Below are 18,255 nucleotides of genomic sequence, written 5' to 3'. Positions count from 1 at the left end.
CGGTATGTGATTTTTTCTCTTCACACCCCCAAAAACAAACAAACAACCCAACAACCCCCCCCCCCCCCCCCCCCCCCCCCTCCCCCCGCGGCCGTTTCAGCACGGGGACAGCGGCGTGCGGACGGTGTGCCGGGTGCGGTGCAGACGCAGGGCGAGCTGTACTTCGAGGGCCCGCATGGGTTCCTGCCAGGCCGGGCCGAGGAGATCGGTGATGCGTTCCAGGCGGCGGGAGACGGTGTTGGGGTGGACGTGGAGGGCCTCGGCGGCGCGGCGGGGGCTGCCGCCGGAGGCGAAGTAGGCCTCGAGGGTGTGGACGAGGTCGGTGCAGTGGCGGTCGTCGTAGGCGATCACGGGGCCGATGGTGGTCTGGACGAAGGCGGTGATGTCGGGGCTGTCGGCGAGGAGCAGGCCGAGGAAGCCGAGTTCCTGCGCGGAGGCGCTGCCGCCGTCGGTGCCGAGTGCGGTGAGTGCCTCGAGGCAGCGCCGGGCCTCCTGGTAGGGGCCGTGCAGGGGGTCCGGGTGGGCGACCGGTCCGGCGGAGCCGACGGTGACGCGTCGGCCGGTGACGGTGGACAGTTCGGCGGTGACCGCGCGTCCGGCGGCGGCCGAGTCGGTGCCCGGGACGAGCAGGACGAGGCAGTCGTCGACGGTGGTCTGCAGTCCGGCCGTGCGGTGGGCGTAGGAGGCGGCCCAGACGAGGGCGCGGCCGCCGGCGCCGCCGTCGGGGCGGGCGATGAGGATGACGTGGGGGTCGTCGAGGGCGACGCCGAGGCGGCGGGCGTGTACGGCGAGTTGTTCGGGGGAGCGGGGGGAGTCGCCGATCAGGTCCTGCAGGAGCTGGCTGCGGCCGCCGTCGGCGGGGGTCTCGGCGCCGGCCTGGATGCGCAGCAGGACGGCGGTGGACTGGGCGGTGGCGCGCAGCAGCCGGAGCTGGTACTCGATGGCGGGGCTGTCGGTGGCGAGGACGAGGGTGCCGAGGACCTCGCGGCCGGCGGTGGCGGGGCACAGCCACAGGCCGTCGGCGGAGCGTATGGGGGCGAGTTCGGTGTGGGCGTCCAGGGTGCGCTGGAAGAGTTCGGCCTCGTCGACGTCGGGGAAGCCGTCGGTGACGGCGAGGGTGCGGCCGGTGGCGTCGCGCACCATGAGGGCGCCGCCGAGTTCCGAGGCGGCGCGGGCAGTGATCTCGTCGAGTCCGTGGCCGCCGAGGACCAGGTCGATGAGGCGGGTGTGGACGCCGCTGACGAGGCGTTCGACGGCGGAGGAGTCCAGGGCGCGGGAGACGTCGAGTTCGAGTTCGCTGAGTTCGCTGCGGGTCTGGGCGAGAAGCCGGGCCTTCTTGATGGCCAGGGAGGCGAGGTCGCCCAGGGAGGACATGAGGGTGATCTCGTCGGGGGTGAGGTGGCGCACGGAGCGGTCGGCGCCGTAGAGGGCGCCGAAGGTGGTGGTGCCCTCCTTGAGGGGGACCGCCATCAGGCCGTGCAGTCCTTCGGCGGTGACGACCTCGTCGGTGGCGGGAGTGTGCGGGAAGCGGTCGTCGGTGAGGTAGTCGGCGGTCCAGAAGGGGGCGGACCGGTCGGCGGCCGCGTTGCCGATGCCACCCTGGGCGGGGACGACGAAGCCGGGGGTGATGGTGGAGGCGTGGCCGTCGGAGGTGCGGACGTAGGAGCGGCCGTCGGCGGCGTCGCGCAGGGTGATCCACGACATGTCGAAGTTGAGCAGGAGCCGGGCGCGGCGGGTGATGACCTGGAGCAGGGCGTCGACGTCGTAGGGGAGGGTGAGTTCGCGGGCGGTGTCGACGAGGGCGGCGAGGGCGGCCTCGCGCTGCTGGTGGCGGGAGAAGAGGCCGTGGATGTCGAGGGCCAGGGCGCGGGCCCGTTCGAGGAGAGCCCGGGACTCGGCGGGCACCGGGGTGTCGGTTCCGGGATCGGTGCCGGTGTCGGCCGGCGGGTCGAAGCGGTGGGGCGGGGCTTCGCTGGCGAGCAGTTCGAGGAGCCGGAGCAGTTCCTCCCGTACGACGTCGTCCGTGTGCCGCATAGACCTCACCCCCAGTTGATCTGCGGCGCCTGCGGCGCGTGGCTCTGCCGAGCCCCCGTGAACCTAGACAGGGTGCGCGACGGGCGTCAACAATGGCTTGAACCAGTACTCTTGGCGCGTTTTTGGCTGAATCCACAGGCCTGTGCCGGTCCCACGGTGACCGGAGCACCGCCCGGTCGTGGTGCGGCGGTTACCTCTGCACATTCCTGCGGGGCGTTCGGTCGTCCGACAATAAGCCCTCATAAGCCCCGACTGCGCGCCGGTCGATCGCCGGCGGCGCCGTCACGGTGTGTCCCCGCCGGGTAGCGGCGGGGAGCGGCGGGGGAATGGACGGGGGGGATCTGGCCATGTCGGAGACGCAGAGTTTCGTTCGGTCGCTGGAGCGCAGCAGGTTGTCGCTGTCGCGGGCGGACCGGCCGGACGAGTTCGAGTTGTTGGGGTTGCGTTGGCATCTTTTTGACGAAGTATTTGCACCGGTTTTCTCGCCGTCGACCGCGGTCGCGCTGGATCTGCTGGGGCTCGCGGAGCCGGAGCCGGGTGACTGGGCGGGGTCCTTCCTGGAGATGGGGTGCGGGACCGGGGTCATCGCGGTGCGGGCCGCTCTGGCCGGGTGCGGGCGGGTGGTCGCGGCGGACGTGAATCCGCGGGCGGTGGAGAACGCCGGGGTCAACGCCGTGCGGCACGGGGTCGGGACGCGGGTGCGGGCGGTGCGCAGCGATCTGTTCTCGGAGCTTCAGCAGGAACGTTTCGACACGGTCTTCTGGAGCTCGAACTACGTGCGGGCGCCGGAGGACTACACGTACCGGACCATGCACGAGCGGGCGTACGTCGATCCGGGCTATCGGGCGCACCGGCGGTATCTGACCGAGGCGCCGGCGATGCTGGCCCCGGGTGGGCGGGCGCTGCTGCACTTCAGCAGCCGGGGTGTGCTCGGGGAGTTGCACGGGATCGCCCGGGAGTGCGGGCGGGAGCTGCGGGTGGTGCGGTCCGTGGAGGTGCTCGAGGGGGAGTACGGGACGGACGCCGTGGAGCATCTGCTGCTCGAGATCGTGGTGCGCGGGGGCGCCGGCGCCGGTGGTGGCGCGGGGCGCGGCGCCGGTCGCCGGTGAGCGGCGGCGGGTGGAGGTCGGTGTCCTGCGGGCGGGCGACGGTGGCCGCACGGGCGGGCTGGGAGTGGCGGGTGTACGGCCACTCGGGCAGCGGTTGGGCGCGGGCACGGGGCGGCGGTCAGGGGCCGCCGCGGTCCGCCGGCGGGGGAAGTGGTGGCGTGGTGAGCCTTTCCGGGTGGGACGCCTTTCGCAGTGAACTGGCGGTGGTGGCCGGGCGGGACCAGCGGGTGGTGTGTCTCGAGACGTTGCCGCGTGAGAGCGATCATCCCTTCCGGGTGGCGCATCCGGACCGCTTCTTCTCGTTGCCGAACGTGGGGTCGGTGCTGACGCAGATGGTGACCGGGCTGGGGGCGGCGGGGTATCGGCCGTTCGTGGTGCTGACGCCCGGGGTGGCGGGGGCGTTGTGGCGGGGGTGCCTGGAGGCGGGGGCGACGGTGGTCGTCTCGGCGGAGGGGTTTCCTGCGGGGTACGAGGAGGTGCGGGAGGTCGCGGGGGCGCGGGTGGCTGCGCCGTGCGGGGAGGAGGAGACGCGGGCGGTGGTACGGCGCGTGGCTCGGGCTCCGGGGGCGCACTGCGTGGTGCTGGGTGCCTGAGCGGCGCCTTGGCCGGGCCTCGGCCGTCGCGGGCGTGGGGTGCCGCTGACCCGCCTCGGCTGCGCGGCTTTGCCTTCGGCTCTGCCCTCGCCGGCGTGGGGTGCCGTCGACCCGCCTCGGCTGCGCCTTCGGCGGCATCTCGTTCCCACCCGCACCACCCGTGCGGCTCTCGCGGTCGGGTGCGGGTGGCCCGTGTGGGGCTGGGTCGCCGTCGGCGGGTGCCGGTGGGGGTGGGTGGTGCGGTGGCGTGCGGCTTTCGTGGTCGGGTGCGGGGGGCCCGTGTGGGGCTGGGGCGCCGTCGGCGGGTGCGGGGGCCCGTGTGGAACTGGGCGCCGTTGGCGGGTGCCGGTTCTGTGGCGGGTGTGGGGCGGACGGCCCCCTGTGGGTGGGCAGGTGGCCTGCTGTGTCGGTGGTGGGTGTGGGTGGCCCCCAGGGGTGGGGGTCAGGCTTCTTCTTCCAGTAGGCGGGACTGGGCCAGGGCGTAGGCAAGTTGGGCTCGGCTCTTGCTGTTGAGGGACTCCGCCGCGCGGCCTATGTGGGTGGAGACCGTGCGCGCGCTGATGCCCAGCCGCTTGGCGATCGCCGCGTCGGTGTGCCCCTCGATCATCAGGCGCAGCACGGTGCGCCGGGTCTCGTCGGTCATCAGCGGCGGCCGCGCCCGCTCCTGGGTGATGCTCACGGGCTCGGCGCGCTGCCAGGCGTGGTCGAAGACCGTGGCGAGGTAGTGGACGATCGCCGGGTGCTCGATCGTCAGCGCCGTGGTGCGCAGGTCGTGCCGCGGGTCCGGGATGAAGGCGATCTTGCGGTCGAAGATGATGAGCCGGTCGAAGAGCTCGTTGAGGGTGCGGACCTCGACGCCCACCGCGGTGACCTGCTCGATGTAGGCCAGGGTCGGCCCGTGCGTACGTACCGAGTGCTGGTACAGCGTGCGCTGGCGGATGTCGCGCTCGGCCAGTTCCAGCGTCCGGCGCAGCGCCTTGCTCAGCAGCGCGGTGGCCCGGCCCCCGCCCGGCTGCGCGGTGAGCAGCTCGGCCCGGCAGGCGTCGGCGGACTTCTGCAGGGCCGCGCTGATGACGTCCTCGCCGTGCAGCAGACGGATGTCCGCGGAGGCGGTCCCCTGCTCCTCGCGGTAGACGTCCTCCGCGGCGCTCAGCGCCTCCCGGACGGCCGCGACGGCCTGCTGCTGGACGAGGATGGCGCGCTCGATGGGCCGGCAGAACTCGCTCACCGCGATGTCGGGCGGCACCACGCCCATGATCAGCGGGTTTTCGGCCAACGGCCGCATCAGCCCCAACTCGACGAGGCAGTCGGGGACTTCGCCATCAATCGGACCTTTCGTAAGCGCTTGCCGGTACCGGGCCAGACCCTCGTCGCACAGCCTGACCACATGAGGATGGGAGGGATTGTCCGACTTTCTGCACATTCGTTCCCCCTTCAGAAATGCGCAATGCGCGATCACGAGGCTACCAAGCGAAGAAATCCGCCCCATGGCTGCGGCATGCTTCTCGCGGCGGAGGCGACAGCGCCTAATCAGCCACCTGGGAGGGAATCCACATGAATTCCAAGGGAACGACTGCGAGCCGGTTCACCGCGATATTCGCCCTGATGCTCCTCCTCGTGCTCGGCGTCCAGACGGCCGAACACACCACCCACGTACGGCCCACGGCCCAGTCGGCCAACACCCCCGACGACCCGGAATGGGGCTGACCGAAGCCCGTACGGACATCCGGCGCATTCATAGGGGGGAAGCGATGAGCCCTCGTCGGAATCCGGAGACCGTCGGAATCATTCTCGCGGGCGGCAGAGGAGAACGGGCAAAGCCCATCACTCTCGAATCGTCCGACTACATTCGCAGCAAGGCACTTATTCCGTTCGCCGGACGGCGGCTCGTCGAATGGGTCGTCGAAGCCTGCCGGGACCAGGGGATCCGCCGCTTCCACGTGGTGGCCCACGGCCTGGAGAACCGCAACCAGATCAAGCTGCTCCTCGGGCACGGGGAGCGTCACGGGGTGGACGTCCGGTACTCCCGGTCGCGCCTGGACCGCTACAACGTGGGCTCGGCCGGAGCGACGCTGCACAACCTCGAGCAGTGGGACCTGCAGGGCCAGGCCCTGGTACTGCCGGTCGACTCGCTCTTCGACTTCGACCTCGCGGCCCTCAGGGCCACGCACGAACGACGCGGTGCCGTGGTGACGGTGGCCGCCGTGGAGCGGACCGCCGCGGAGATCGCCGGCAAGTACGGCGTGATGCGCACCGACGCGCGAGGACTGGTGACGGGCTTCGTGGAGAAGCCGGACGCCGGCCGGCTGGGCGAGCTGTTCCCGGACGCGGTCGCCGACGAGCGGGCCACGCTGCCCACCAACGCCGGGATGTACCTGGTGGACTGCGGCCGGCTGCGGCTGCTGGCCCGGGAGCCGGAGTTGTTCCGGCAGACCCACCAGCGGCTGGACTGGGGCGGGGATCTGCTGCCCTGGCTGGCCGGGCACGGCCACCCGGTCGCCGCCCACGCCATCGCCCGGCTCGGCGACCTGGGCAACGTACCGGACTACCTGCACACGCTGCGGCTCGTGCTCGACGGCGCGTACGAGCAGATGAACCGGCTGATGGAGCGCTCCGGTCAGGGCGGAGCGCACGGCTGGATCCACGAGAGCAGCCTGCAGACCAAGGACGACCTGACCGGCACCACCCTCGCGCAGAAGATCGAGGACGGGTCGGTGCTGATCGGTCCCGGGGTGCGCATCGGCCACGAGGTCGAGATCGGTCCGGGGGTGCGGCTGGAGCACACGGATGTCGGCGACGGGGCCGAGATCCGGGAGGGCAGCACGCTGCGGCACTCCGCCGTGGGCGAGTACGCGGTGATCGGCGCCCATGCCGAGGTCGCGGACTCCTACGTCGGGCCGATGGCGGTGATCCATTCGGAGCGCGTCCGGCCGACCCGGCTGGAGGGGCACACCGCGATCGGCGACGGGGCCGTGCTGCGGCCCGGCTCCCGGTTCCGCGGGGTCACGGTCTACCCGCGGCTCCGGGTGCCCACGCTCACCGGTGTGCCCGCCGCGACCGAGCTGACGAACGCCGACGACGTCCTGCGCTGGGTGTGACCCGGCCGGGACGGCAAGCGGCAGACACATAGGGGGAATCATGCACATGCACGGCCCCATAGCGGTGATCGGCGGGGCGGGCCGGCTCGGTGCCCTCGTGACCAGGAGACTGGCCGAGGCGGGCGAGCGGGTCCGCGTGGTGAGCCGGCACCCGGAGCGGGGAGCGACCCCGCCGCCCGGCACCGAGCTGTGGCAGGCGGACGTACGGTACGCGGACACGCTGGGGCCCGCCCTCAGCGGCTGTGCCGCCGTGGTGTTCAGCGTGGAGCCGGGCACCGCCGACTCCGGCCCGGACAGCCCGGAGAGCACCGTCTACAGCGGTGTGCGCAACGTGCTGTCGGCGGCCGCCGAGTACGCGGTGCGGCCGCGTCTGGTGCTGGTGAGCCAGATCTTCGTGACCCGGCGCGAGCACCCGATGAACGCCTACGGCCGGCTGCTGGACTGGCGGCTGCGCGGCGAGGACGCGGTCCGGGACTCGGGGTTCGCCTACACGGTCGTACGGCCCGGATGGCTGACCGACGACGCCGGCGCGGGCACGGGTGTCCGCCTCGAGCAGGACGACCGGGGCGACGGCTGGGTCTCGCGCGCCTCGGTGGCCGAGGCCTGCGTCCGGGCGCTGGGCTCCAGGGCGGCCGCGGGCCGCACGTTCGAGGTCTACAACGAACCGGGCGCGGCTCCCGACGACTGGGAGCCACTCTTCGGCCGCCTCGTCCCGGACGCCCTGCCCGCCCTGCGGCCCTAGCCGGCCTGCCTCGACGGCCGAAGTCGCCCGTACGGACAGCGAGGGCGGGCCCTCGAACCGCCCGCCTCGCCCCGCGCACCCGCCGGCTCCAACCCCCCGCAAGGGCCGGCGGGTCCCCGCCGGGGCCGGCGCCCGGCGGACGCGCACAGCGTCCGCGGCGCCGGCCCCAGGCCGATCACGCTCACGCATGGAAGAAGGGGCTCAGTCATGCCCGGCGAACGTCAACTCGTGGAGTCCGCCGAGATTTCCGAACACGTGGTCTCCGAGATCATTTCCCGCACGTTCCGTTCCATCCCGCGCAGCGACCAGCGGCGGTGGGGCGAGCTGTATGTGAGAGGTCTGCTGTCGGTCTCCGGAAGGAAGACGATGCGGGCGATCGCCGACGGTGCGGGCGGCGGGGTGGAGCAGAGCCTCTACCAGTTCATCACCAAGTCCCCGTGGGCCGCCGAGCCGGTCCGCCGGGAGCTGGCGGATCTGCTGCTGCGGCTGCAGCCGCGGGCCTGGGTGGTCCATCCGCTGGTGATCGCCAAGGTCGGGCAGCACTCGGTGGGCGTGGAGCGGCGGTGGGTCTCGCAGTTCGGCCGGGTCGTCAACTGCCAGCAGGCGATCGGGGTGTGGCTCGCCTCCGACCGGGTCTCGTGCCCGGTGGACTGGCGCCTGGCGCTGCCCGAGAGCTGGGCGGGCGAGGCGGCGCTGCGGCGCCGGGCCTGCATTCCGGAGGACGTCGGCTCCTGCCCGCCCGAGCAGTGCGCGGTCCAGGCGGTGTCCGCGATGGCGCAGGACTGGGGGCTGCCGCACCGGCCGGTGGTGATGGACCTGCGCGAGAGCGACGCGTACGGCATCTGCGCGCTGCTGCTGGAGCGCCGGATCCCGTTCGTGGTCCGCATCGACCCGGCGGCGCGCGGCATCGCCCTGCGGCCGGTGCGGCCCTCGGTGCGCGCGGGGCTGCCGGAGCCGGTGTCGGAGGACACGGGCGCGCCCTGCCCGCCGGGTTCGCCGCCGGCGCTGGTGCCGGAGCTGAGCCGGCAGTGCATGCCGGTGGAGTGGTACGACGCCGAGGCGGACGCGCTGCGGGCGACCTCGGTCGGCGCCGCCCGGGTCCTGCTGCGCCGCACGGGCCCCGACGCCCCCCGTCCGGTCCCCGCCGACCAGCAGGAACTCATCCTCGTCGGCGCCTGGGGCGACACGACGCGGCGCACGCCGAACGCGTACTGGCTGTCCAACCTGCCGCAGTCCCAGCTCGGCACGGTCTATCGCACCGCGATGCTCGCGCACCGGGTCGGGCGGGACCTGGCCGAGGTCAGTGAGGGGCTCGGCATCCGGGACTTCGAGGGCCGCTCCTTCCGGGGCTGGCACCACCACATGACGATGGTGTCCCTGGCCCACGCGGCGACGGTGCTGTCGACGGCGTCGCACACCGAGGTCTGGCCGCCGGCGGTGCGGATGCCCGCGCCCGCCGAGCCGATACGGGTGCGTGCCGCATGACGGCCCCGAAGGACGCGGAGCTGGAGCGGGTGCGGGCGGCGCTGGACGGCCTGCTGGCCTCCTGGCTGCCCGGCCGGCGCTGGTTCGCGGGCAAGGACGGCGGCGCACCGCACGTCACGACCCGCCTGCTGGAACGGGTGCTGCCGGGCGACCCGGCACTGCTGCTCGCGGTGTTCGACACCGGCACGGAGGGCCCGTACCAGGCCCTGATAGGCCTCCACCGCCACCCCGCCCCCGAGCCCCCGGAAACCCCGACCGACCCGACCCGAACCCCTGCCCCGGAGCCCCCGGACGCGCTGAACGGCCCACGCCGAGGGGCTGCCCTCGAGCCGTCGGACGCGTTGGTCGGCTCGGGTGGAGGGGTTGCCGCCGAGCCGTCGGACGCGTTGGTCGGCTCGGGTGGAGGGGTTGCCGCCGAGCCGTCGGACGCGTTGGTCGGCCCGGGTGGAGGGGTTGCCGCCGAGCCGTCGGACGCGTTGGTCGGCCCGGGTGGAGGGGCTGCCGCCGAGCCCTCGGACGGGTCAGCCGGACCACGCCGAGGCGCTGCCCCGGAGCCCCCGGACGCGGTGATCGCCACCCGCCGTGAACCCGTCCCGCAGCCGCCCGACGCGGTGATCGGGCGGCTTCGTGGGCCGGGCGGCGGTGCGTTGACGTTGTACGAGGGCACGCAGGACCCCCAGTTGATGGCGCGGCTGCTGGAGCGCTTCGGTGACGGCGGGGTCGGGCCGGTGCGGTTCGAGCGGTTGCCCGGCGGTGAGTTGCCGGTGGGGGTGCCGGGAGTGGTGGGGACGGCGGAGCAGTCCAACACCTCGGTGGCGTTCGGCGACCGCGCGATGCTGAAGGTGCTGCGCCGGCCGGTGCCCGGGACCAGCCCGGAGCTGGAGCTGCTGGGGGCGCTGCAGCGGGCCGGTGGCGTGCCGAGTGCGGCGCCGCTGGCGCAGGTGCGCACCACGGAGGAGTCGCCGGTGGGCGCCCTGACCCTCGGCATCGTGCAGGAGTTCGTCCGCTCGGACGGCGACGGCTGGGCCGCGGCCACCGACCGGGCCCGCGCCTGTCTGGCCGGGGAACGCGGCGCGCCGGAGTCGCTCGGGGGGTTCGCCGAGGAGTCGTACGGCCTGGGGCTGGCCACCGCGCGGGTGCACACCGCGCTCGCCGGTCAGCTCGGCAGCCGTCCGCTCACCGGGCCGGAGTGCGAGGACCTGCTGGACCTGCTGGGCGAGCGCCTGGCGGAGGGACTGCGCTCGGTGCCGGGCCTGGCGCCGTACGCCGACGCGTTGTGGGCGCTGCACGAGGACCTGGCGGACGCCGTGCGGGGCCGGCCGCCGCTGGTGCAGCGAATCCACGGCGACCTGCATCTGGGGCAGGTGCTGCGCGGCGAGCGGGGCTGGGTGCTGATCGACTTCGAGGGCGAACCCGGCCACGCGCCGCAGGAGCGCCGCCGGCCCCAGCCGGCCCTGCGTGACGTGGCGGCGATGCTGCGCTCCTTCGACTACGCCGCCCACCACGCCCTCACCGAGGTGCTGGGCCGCCCGCCGGGCCCACCGGACGGGGACGACGCACGCCTGGCCCGCCGGGCCGAGGCGTGGGCGGTGCACAACCGCCAGGCGTACTGCGCCGGTTACGCCGCCGGCGGCGGTCAGGACCCGCGGCGCGAACCGGTGCTGGTGCGCGCCTTCGAGGCGGACAAAGCCGTGTACGAGGCGGTGTACGAGGCGCACAACCGGCCGGCCTGGCTGCCCATTCCGCTCGCCGCCGTCCGGCGTATCGCGGAAGAACACCGCTGCGAGAGTTGAAAGTTCAGGAAGTCCACGACCGCTCTTTGTCCGTGGCATACCGGTCCGCCGAAGATGTGACACGTTCGCGGAATGTCAGGAACGGGAGATTTTGATGGTTCATCAATCCCGGACGAATTCGAACTCATAAAGCGAAGGGCGTGACTCATGTCCGACACCGTCAACTTCACGTTCTCCGACACCATCGCGGGCCGGGTGGCCGGATTCGATCGCGTGGCGCGCGTCTTCACCCTCGTCACCGCCGACGGCCGCCCCTTCGAGGTCTCGCTGGACGGCGGGCCCGGTGCCGAGTTGCTGCACAACCTCGGGGAGCCGTACCAGGACGCCTCGGGGCACATCGACGCGCTGCTGGAGGAGGGCCGCTACGTCCTGGCGTACGGGATCTTCTACCCGGGGGCCGACAAGCCGCGGTTCGAGGCCAAGCGGCTGATCTTCACCGGCCGGCAGGTGGACGACCACCGCTTCGAGGAGGCCGGCTGGTGGGTGCGGCAGATCCGGGAGATCGCCGCGTTCTACCGCCGGGCCCAGTTCGGGGACGGGCCGGTCGACTTCACCCGGTACCGCACCGAGATACGGCTCAGCGGCGACAAGACCGCCAGCCATGTGCAGGAGACCGACACGATCTCCCGGCTGGTGTACGGCATGGCCTCGGCGTTCCTGCTGACCGGCGACGACGAGTACCTGGAGATCGCCGAGCGGGGCACCGAGTACCTGCGTGAGCACATGCGGTTCGTGGACGCCGACGAGAACGTCGTGTACTGGTACCACGGCCTGAAGGTCGACGGCGACGTCGAGACCAAGCTGTTCACCTCGGAGTTCTCCGACGACTACGACGCGCTGCCCGCCTACGAGCAGATCTACGCGCTGGCCGGCCCCGTGCAGACGTACCGGATCACCGGGGACCCCCGGATCAAGGCCGACGCGGACGCCACCATCCGGCTCTTCGACCGGTTCTACCTGGACCCCGAGCACGGCGGGTACTTCTCGCACATCGACCCGATCCTGCTCAGCCCCGAGCACGAGTCCCTCGGCCCGAACCGGGCCCGCAAGAACTGGAACTCGGTCGGCGACCACGCCCCGGCGTACCTGATCAACCTGTACCTGGCGACGGGCGAGAAGAGCTACGCCGACATGCTGGAGTACACCTTCGACACCATCGTCACGCGGTTCCCGGACCCGGACCACAGCCCCTTCGTGCAGGAACGGTTCCACAAGGACTGGTCGCACGACACCACGCACGGCTGGCAGCAGAACCGCGCGGTCGTCGGCCACAACCTGAAGATCGCCTGGAACCTGATGCGGATGCACAGCCTGCGTCCCAAGGAAGGCTATCTGGAGTTGGCCACCACCCTCGGCGAGTCCATGCCCGAGTGGGGCGCGGACCGCCAGCGCGGCGGCTGGTACGACGTGGTGGAGCGGGTCCGCGTGGCCGGCGAGGACCGGCACCGGTTCACCTGGCACGACCGCAAGGCCTGGTGGCAGCAGGAGCAGGCGATCCTCGCCTACCTCATCCTGCACGGCACCACCGGCCGCGCCGACTTCCAGAGCGAGGCCCGGGACGCGCAGGCCTTCTACAACGCCTTCTTCCTCGACCACGACGAGGGCGCCGTCTACTTCAACGTCCTCGCCAGCGGGCTGCCGTACCTGCTCGGGGTGGAGCGGCTCAAGGGCAGCCACTCGATGTCGATGTACCACTCGGCCGAGCTGTGCTACCTGGCGGCCGTCTACAACAACCTGCTGCTGGGCGGCAGCGCCATGGACTTCTGGTTCAAGCCCGACCCGGCGCTGATCGAGGACCGGGTGCTGCGGGTGGCCCCGGACCTGCTGCCGCACGGCTCGGTGCGCATCGAGTCCGTGGAGATCGACGGCGAGCCGCACACCGGCTACGACGCCGACGCCCTGCTCGTGCACCTGCCCGAGACGTCCGGGCGCATCAAGGTCAAGGTCCGGCTGGCCCCCGTGGCCCGGACGGAGGTGGAGAAGTGACCGTCAAGCTCACATCCCGCAGCGAGGGCGACACCGCGGTCGTCGTCCTCGAAGGAGAGATCAACTCCACCACGTCCGGCGGGCTCCAGGCCCAGCTGCTGCCGTTCGTCGGCCAGGGCAGCCGGCTGCTGATCGACCTCAGCGGCGTCACCTACGTCTCCAGCGCGGGCCTGCGCACCCTGCTGATCGTGCACCGCCGGGCGCAGCAGCTCGAGACCGGGGTGACGCTGGTCGGGCTGTCGGAGGAGGTGCGGTTCGTGATGTCCGCGACCGGGTTCCTGGACTTCTTCCAGATCGAGGAGGACCTGGACGCCGCGATGGAACGTACGGGCCGATGACGACCCCGGACGTGCGTGAGCGCGTGGACGCGTTCCCCACCCGCCGGATCGGCGGCTACCGGGTGCGGGCCGGACGGCCCTTCCCGTACGGCGCGCATCCGGTGCCCGGGGGGATCACCTTCTCGGTCTACTCCGACCGGGCCACGGCGATGCGGCTGGTCCTCTTCGAGCGGGGCGCCCGCCGCCCCACGGCCGAACTGGAGTTCCCCCCGGAGTTCCGGATCGGAAGCGTGTACGCCATGACGGTCTTCGGGCTGGACCCGGAGAACCTGGAGTACGGCTTCCGCGCCGAGGGCCCCTTCGACCCGGAGGCCGGCGACCGGTTCGACGCGTCCAGGGTGCTCAGCGACCCCTACGCCCGGCTGGTCTCCGGCCGGGACGTGTGGGGCCGCGAGCCCGACTGGGACGACGTCTACCCCTACCGCGCGAAGGTCCTGGAGGACGACTTCGACTGGGGCGACGACACCCCGCTGGGCATCCCCACCGAGGACCTCGTCGTCTACGAGACGCATGTGCGCGGCTTCACCCGGCACCCCTCCTCGGGGGTGAGCGCCCCGGGCACCTACGCGGGCCTGCGCGAGAAGATCCCGTATCTGAAGGCCCTCGGGGTCAACTGCGTCGAGCTGCTGCCGGTGTTCGAGTTCGACGAGCTGGACAACCCGCGCACCGACCCCGCGACCGGCGGCCGGCTGTACAACTACTGGGGCTACAACACCGTCTCGTTCTTCGCCCCCAAGGCCGGCTACGCGGCCACGGGCCGGTTCGGGATGCAGGCGGACGAGTTCAAGACCCTGGTCAAGGAGCTGCACCGGGCGGGCATCGAGGTCGTCCTCGACGTGGTGTTCAACCACACCGCCGAGGGCAACGAGCACGGGCCCACCATCTCGTTCCGGGGCCTGGACAACGCCACGTACTACATGCTCACGCCCCGCGGGGAGTACTACAACTTCAGCGGGACCGGCAACACCGTCAACTGCAACCACCCGGTGGTCCGCGACTTCGTGCTGTCCTGTCTGCGCTACTGGGTGTCCGAGTACCACATCGACGGCTTCCGCTTCGACCTCGCCGCCATCCTCGACCGGGCGCCGGACGGCACCCCGCTGCCCAACCCGCCGCTGCTGGAACAGCTCGCGCACGACCCGATCCTGCGCCACACCAAGCTCATCGCCGAGGCGTGGGACGCGGCCGGGCTGTACCAGGTGGGGGCCTTCCCCAACTACGGCCGCTGGTCGGAGTGGAACGGCCAGTACCGCGACGCGGTGCGCCGGTTCGTCAAGGGCGAACCCGGTCTGGTCGGCGAGCTGGCCACCCGCATGGCCGGCTCCCCCGACCTGTACGGCGGCCGCACCGCCTCGGCGTCGGTCAACTTCGTCACCGCGCACGACGGATTCACCCTGCACGACCTGGTGGCGTACAACGACAAGCACAACGAGGCCAACGGCGAGGACAACCGCGACGGCGCGAACGACAACCACAGCTGGAACTGCGGCGAGGAGGGACCCAGCGCCTCCGCGCACGTACGGGACCTCAGGCTGCGGCAGATGAAGAACATGCTCGGCATCCTGCTGACCAGCCAGGGCGTTCCCATGCTGCTGGCCGGCGACGAGGTCGGGCGCACCCAGCTCGGCAACAACAACGGCTACTGCCAGGACAACGAACTGTCCTGGTTCGACTGGGGACTTCTCGAGGCCAACGCCGAACTGCTGGAGTTCACCCGGGCGCTGATCGCCTTCCGGCACGCCCACCCGGTGCTGCGCTCCGCCGAGCACCCCGTCGGCACCGACCGGGTCGGCAGCGGCTACCCGGACATCAGCTGGCACGGCGTGGGCGCCTGGCAGCCCGACTGGTCCGCGCACAGCAGGGTGCTCGGCCTGATGCGGTGCGGTCGGCACGCCAAGGGCGGCACCGTCGCCGACGACCACGTGTACGTCGCGGTCAACGCGCACTGGGAGGCGCACGACCTGGAGCTGCCCGCCCTGCCCGAGGGACAGGCCTGGCACCTGTTCGCCGACACCTCCCTCGCCGCCCCGCACGGGCTCGCCCGGCTCGGCGCCGAGACGGAGCTGCACCACCCGGGCCGCTACCACCTCGGCCCGCACGCGCTGGTGATCCTCGTCGGCCGGGACCGGCGCACCGGCTGACCCCCTTCACCGAAGGGCCTTCACACAAGGAGAGCTGTTCATGTCGTTCGACGGAATCCTGAGCGTGACCGACGGCATCGCGACCATCGAGATCAAGGGTGAGCTGGACGCGTCCACCGCGCCCCGCTTCCACGACCTGGTCGACCAGGCCGCCGAGCAGGGCGCGGTGCGCCTGGAGATCGACGCCCGGCACCTGGACTTCATGGCCAGCGCGGGCCTGCGCTCGCTGGTCTTCGCCCGGCAGAAGATGGGCGACGAGGTGCGCATCGCCGTGATCGGCGCCACGGAGCCGGTGAGCCGGACCATCCGGCTGGCCGGCTTCGACCACAGCATCGAGCTGATCGACGCCTGAGAGGGGCGGGAGATGGCGATCGACTCCGGGGCCGCGTCGGCCAAACCCACCGCGGAGCAGGACTGGTGCGAGCTGCCGCTCGCCGCCGGGAGCCTGGCCGGGCTGCGGATCCCGGCCGACCTCGAGTCCCTGGACCTGGTCGCCCGGTTCGTCCTCGAGCTCGGGCGGTCGGGCCGGCTGAGCAGCAGCGAGACCTACCGGCTGCGGCTGGCGGCCGACGAGCTGGCCACCAACATCGTCATGCACGGCTACTGCGGGGCCCCCGGCGACATCTGCGTCGACGGCGGGGTCGCCCCGGACCGGGTCTGGGTGCGCTTCGCCGACGACGCGCCGGCCTTCGACCCGCGCGGCGGCATGAAGCAACCCGATCTGGAGGTGCCGCTGTCGCGGCGCGCGGTCGGCGGACTCGGCGTCTTCCTGGCGCTGACGGCGGTGGACTGCTTCGACTACGAGCTGGTGGCGGGGCGCAACGTCAGCACGCTGACGATCCACCGCGACCACCACGGATAGATGAGACGAGATGTCACACACGAAGGTGCTGCTCCTTGACGAACACCGGAGCGCCCCGGCCGAGCTGCTGGCGACGCTGCGGGAGCTGCGGTTCGAGGTCCGCCGCCGCACCCCGGGCGAGGCCCTCGCGCCGGCCCCGGGCGAGCTGGGGGAGACCGAGGTGCTGCTCGTCTCCGCCCGGCTCGCCCCGGCCACCGTGAAGGCGGTCCTGCGGCGGCTGGAGGACGAGGGAGGGCAGCCGACCGTCGTGGCGTACGCCGACCGGGACCTGCATCTGCTCGGCGGGCACGTCCAGGCGGGCTCCGACTACCTCGTGCCGCCCTTCCACCCCGAACTGGTCCGCGCGAGGCTGCGCAACTGCCACGAACGGGCCGCGTTCACCCGCACGCTGGAGGACGTCGCCGCACACGCCGAACTCCTCAGCTACGAACGGGAGCTGGAGATCGGCCGGGAGATCCAGCTCGGCTTCCTGCCGGACACCCTGCCCAGTCCCGAGGACTGGGAGATCGACGTCCGCTTCCGCCCCGCCCGCACGGTCGCCGGGGACTTCTACGACGTCTTCGAGCTGGTCAACCGACGCAGGCTGGCCCTCGTCGTGGCCGACGTCTGCGACAAGGGAGTCGGCGCCGCCCTGTTCATGGCGCTGATCCGCAGTCTCCTCAGGCACACCGCCGAGCAGAGCGGGCTGCAGAACCTCATCGCCGCCGACGTGCTCAGCGAATCCCACGTGTGGGAGGAGCAGACCCGCGCCATCCCGGTCGTCGGGGCCACCCCGCTGCTCAACGCGGTGGTGGGCACCAACAACTACCTGACCCGCAACCACATCCGGCAGGGCTACTTCGCCACCCTCTTCTTCGGCGTCCTGGACCCGCACACCGGCAACCTCGTCTACATCAACGGCGGTCACAACCCGCCGGTCCTGGTGAGCGCCGACGGGGCCGAGCCGGTGCTGCTGGAGCCCACGGGGCCGGCCGTCGGTGTCATCCCCGACGTCACCTTCTCGCTCGGCTACGCCCAGATCAGCCCCGGCGACACCCTGTTCATCTACACCGACGGGGTGACCGAGGCGCGCTCGGCGTCGGGACGGTTCTTCGGCAACGAGCTGATGATCAAGCAGCTGAGCGAGGCGGCCGTGCGCGGCGAGGAACTCCTCGACCACATGGACGGGGTGCTGAACGAGTTCGTCGGCCCCGCCGAGCAGTCGGACGACATCACCATGATGGCCGTCCACCGGCGCAACTCCTGACGCTTCCCCGGGTGGAGACCATGTCGCAGATCATCACCGTGCACTCGTACCGGGGCGGTACGGGAAAGTCCAGCACGGCCGCCAACCTGGCGGTGCTCCTGGCCTCCGCCGGGCGCCGGGTCGCGCTGGTGGACACCGACATCCAGACCCCCGCGCTGGACGTCATGTTCGGCGACGCCCTCGGCACGGTCCGCCGCTCCCTGAGCGACTATCTGATGGGGCGCTGCGAGATCGAGGACGCCGCCTACCCCGCGGAGGCGGACGCCGGGCACGACGGCTTCTTCGTGGTGCCGGCCCGCAGCCGCACCGCGGGCGGCAACGAGATCATGGGGCGCGGCTACGACGTCGGGCTGCTCCGCGAGGGCTTCGACCGGCTGATCGACTCGCTCGCCCTGGACGTGTTGCTCCTGGACACCCACGCCGGGTTCAACAACGAGACGGTCACCTCGATGGCCAGCTCCGACGCCCTGGTGGTGGTCACCCGGGCGGACCGGCTGGACATGGCGGGCGCCGCCGAGACCATGTCGCTCGCCGAGCGGCTCGGCTGCGGGCAGCGCTGCGTGGCGGTGAACCTGGTGCCGGCCGGGACCGCGCACGAACCGCTGCGCGCCAAGGTGGAGGACGCCTTCGGCACCCCGGTCACGGTGGCGCTGCCGTACGCCACCGAGATGGCCTCGCTCGCCGGGGAGCGGCTGTTCAGCACCGCCTATCCGCACCATCCGCTGGTGGCGGGCTACCGCCGCATCATCGCCGACGTGAGCAACGGGACCACGGCGCTGCGCCGGCCGGCGCCGCATCCCCCTTCCCTGTCATGACCCAGGACCACGA

At 72.2% G+C, this 18,255-nt stretch carries 16 protein-coding genes; 14 read left to right on the top strand and 2 right to left on the bottom strand.

Annotated elements, in window-relative coordinates; all coding sequences use genetic code 11:
* Positions 1 to 96: 96 nt before the first annotated feature.
* Positions 97 to 2,034, bottom strand: a complete 1,938-nt coding sequence (locus ACZ404_RS23040) for a helix-turn-helix domain-containing protein (protein ID WP_468442766.1) — start codon at positions 2,032 to 2,034, stop codon at positions 97 to 99.
* Between the two features lie 347 nt (positions 2,035 to 2,381).
* Here ACZ404_RS23040 and ACZ404_RS23035 point away from each other — a divergent pair, with 347 nt between their 5' ends.
* Positions 2,382 to 3,143 carry a methyltransferase domain-containing protein gene (locus ACZ404_RS23035; protein ID WP_468442765.1) on the top strand — a complete coding sequence of 254 codons (762 nt, stop codon included), beginning with the start codon at positions 2,382 to 2,384 and terminating at the stop codon, positions 3,141 to 3,143.
* 158 nt (positions 3,144 to 3,301) lie between these two features.
* On the top strand, positions 3,302 to 3,736 hold the full coding sequence (locus ACZ404_RS23030) for a hypothetical protein (RefSeq protein ID WP_468442764.1): 435 nt from the start codon (positions 3,302 to 3,304) through the stop codon (positions 3,734 to 3,736).
* A 442-nt stretch (positions 3,737 to 4,178) separates the two neighbouring features.
* On the opposite strand, the gene ACZ404_RS23025 is transcribed toward ACZ404_RS23030, so the two are convergent.
* Positions 4,179 to 5,021 (bottom strand): helix-turn-helix transcriptional regulator, encoded by an 843-nt coding sequence (locus ACZ404_RS23025; RefSeq protein WP_468442762.1) that lies wholly within the window; start codon positions 5,019 to 5,021, stop codon positions 4,179 to 4,181.
* Between the two features lie 269 nt (positions 5,022 to 5,290).
* Here ACZ404_RS23025 and ACZ404_RS23020 point away from each other — a divergent pair, with 269 nt between their 5' ends.
* From ACZ404_RS23020 to ACZ404_RS22965, 12 genes are all read left to right on the top strand, one after another.
* On the top strand, positions 5,291 to 5,443 hold the full coding sequence (locus ACZ404_RS23020) for a hypothetical protein (protein WP_468442760.1): 153 nt from the start codon (positions 5,291 to 5,293) through the stop codon (positions 5,441 to 5,443).
* Positions 5,444 to 5,487: 44 nt separating this feature from the next.
* Positions 5,488 to 6,834, top strand: coding sequence for a sugar phosphate nucleotidyltransferase (locus ACZ404_RS23015; RefSeq protein ID WP_468442758.1), 1,347 nt, complete (start codon positions 5,488 to 5,490; stop codon positions 6,832 to 6,834).
* A gap of 46 nt (positions 6,835 to 6,880) precedes the next feature.
* On the top strand, positions 6,881 to 7,576 hold the full coding sequence (locus ACZ404_RS23010) for an SDR family oxidoreductase (protein WP_468442756.1): 696 nt from the start codon (positions 6,881 to 6,883) through the stop codon (positions 7,574 to 7,576).
* Positions 7,577 to 7,783: 207 nt separating this feature from the next.
* A complete protein-coding gene (locus ACZ404_RS23005; RefSeq protein WP_468442754.1) occupies positions 7,784 to 9,061 on the top strand; it encodes an IS701 family transposase in 1,278 nt (425 codons plus the stop codon).
* A complete protein-coding gene (locus ACZ404_RS23000; protein ID WP_468442752.1) occupies positions 9,058 to 10,854 on the top strand; it encodes a hypothetical protein in 1,797 nt (598 codons plus the stop codon). The genes ACZ404_RS23005 and ACZ404_RS23000 overlap by 4 nt, the downstream gene beginning before the upstream one ends.
* A 147-nt stretch (positions 10,855 to 11,001) precedes the next feature.
* Positions 11,002 to 12,840, top strand: coding sequence for an AGE family epimerase/isomerase (locus tag ACZ404_RS22995; RefSeq protein ID WP_468442750.1), 1,839 nt, complete (start codon positions 11,002 to 11,004; stop codon positions 12,838 to 12,840).
* Positions 12,837 to 13,178, top strand: coding sequence for an STAS domain-containing protein (locus ACZ404_RS22990; protein WP_468442748.1), 342 nt, complete (start codon positions 12,837 to 12,839; stop codon positions 13,176 to 13,178). The genes ACZ404_RS22995 and ACZ404_RS22990 overlap by 4 nt, the downstream gene beginning before the upstream one ends.
* Positions 13,175 to 15,319, top strand: a complete 2,145-nt coding sequence (gene glgX / locus ACZ404_RS22985) for a glycogen debranching protein GlgX (protein ID WP_468442746.1) — start codon at positions 13,175 to 13,177, stop codon at positions 15,317 to 15,319. The genes ACZ404_RS22990 and glgX overlap by 4 nt, the downstream gene beginning before the upstream one ends.
* 40 nt (positions 15,320 to 15,359) lie before the next feature.
* Positions 15,360 to 15,671 (top strand): STAS domain-containing protein, encoded by a 312-nt coding sequence (locus ACZ404_RS22980; protein WP_468442744.1) that lies wholly within the window; start codon positions 15,360 to 15,362, stop codon positions 15,669 to 15,671.
* 12 nt (positions 15,672 to 15,683) lie between these two features.
* The gene (locus ACZ404_RS22975; protein ID WP_468442742.1) at positions 15,684 to 16,181 is read left to right on the top strand and encodes an ATP-binding protein; all 498 of its coding nucleotides are present in this window, start codon (positions 15,684 to 15,686) and stop codon (positions 16,179 to 16,181) included.
* A 10-nt stretch (positions 16,182 to 16,191) separates the two neighbouring features.
* Entirely contained in the window at positions 16,192 to 17,427 is a 1,236-nt protein-coding gene (locus ACZ404_RS22970; protein WP_468442740.1) for a PP2C family protein-serine/threonine phosphatase, read from the top strand.
* 20 nt (positions 17,428 to 17,447) lie between these two features.
* Entirely contained in the window at positions 17,448 to 18,242 is a 795-nt protein-coding gene (locus ACZ404_RS22965; protein ID WP_468442738.1) for a MinD/ParA family ATP-binding protein, read from the top strand.
* Positions 18,243 to 18,255: the final 13 nt, after the last annotated feature.

This window comes from Streptomyces sp. NPDC030798 (assembly GCF_055572275.1).
Note: the sequence above shows the minus strand (reverse complement) of the source record. Positions and strands in the feature narration are given on the sequence as shown.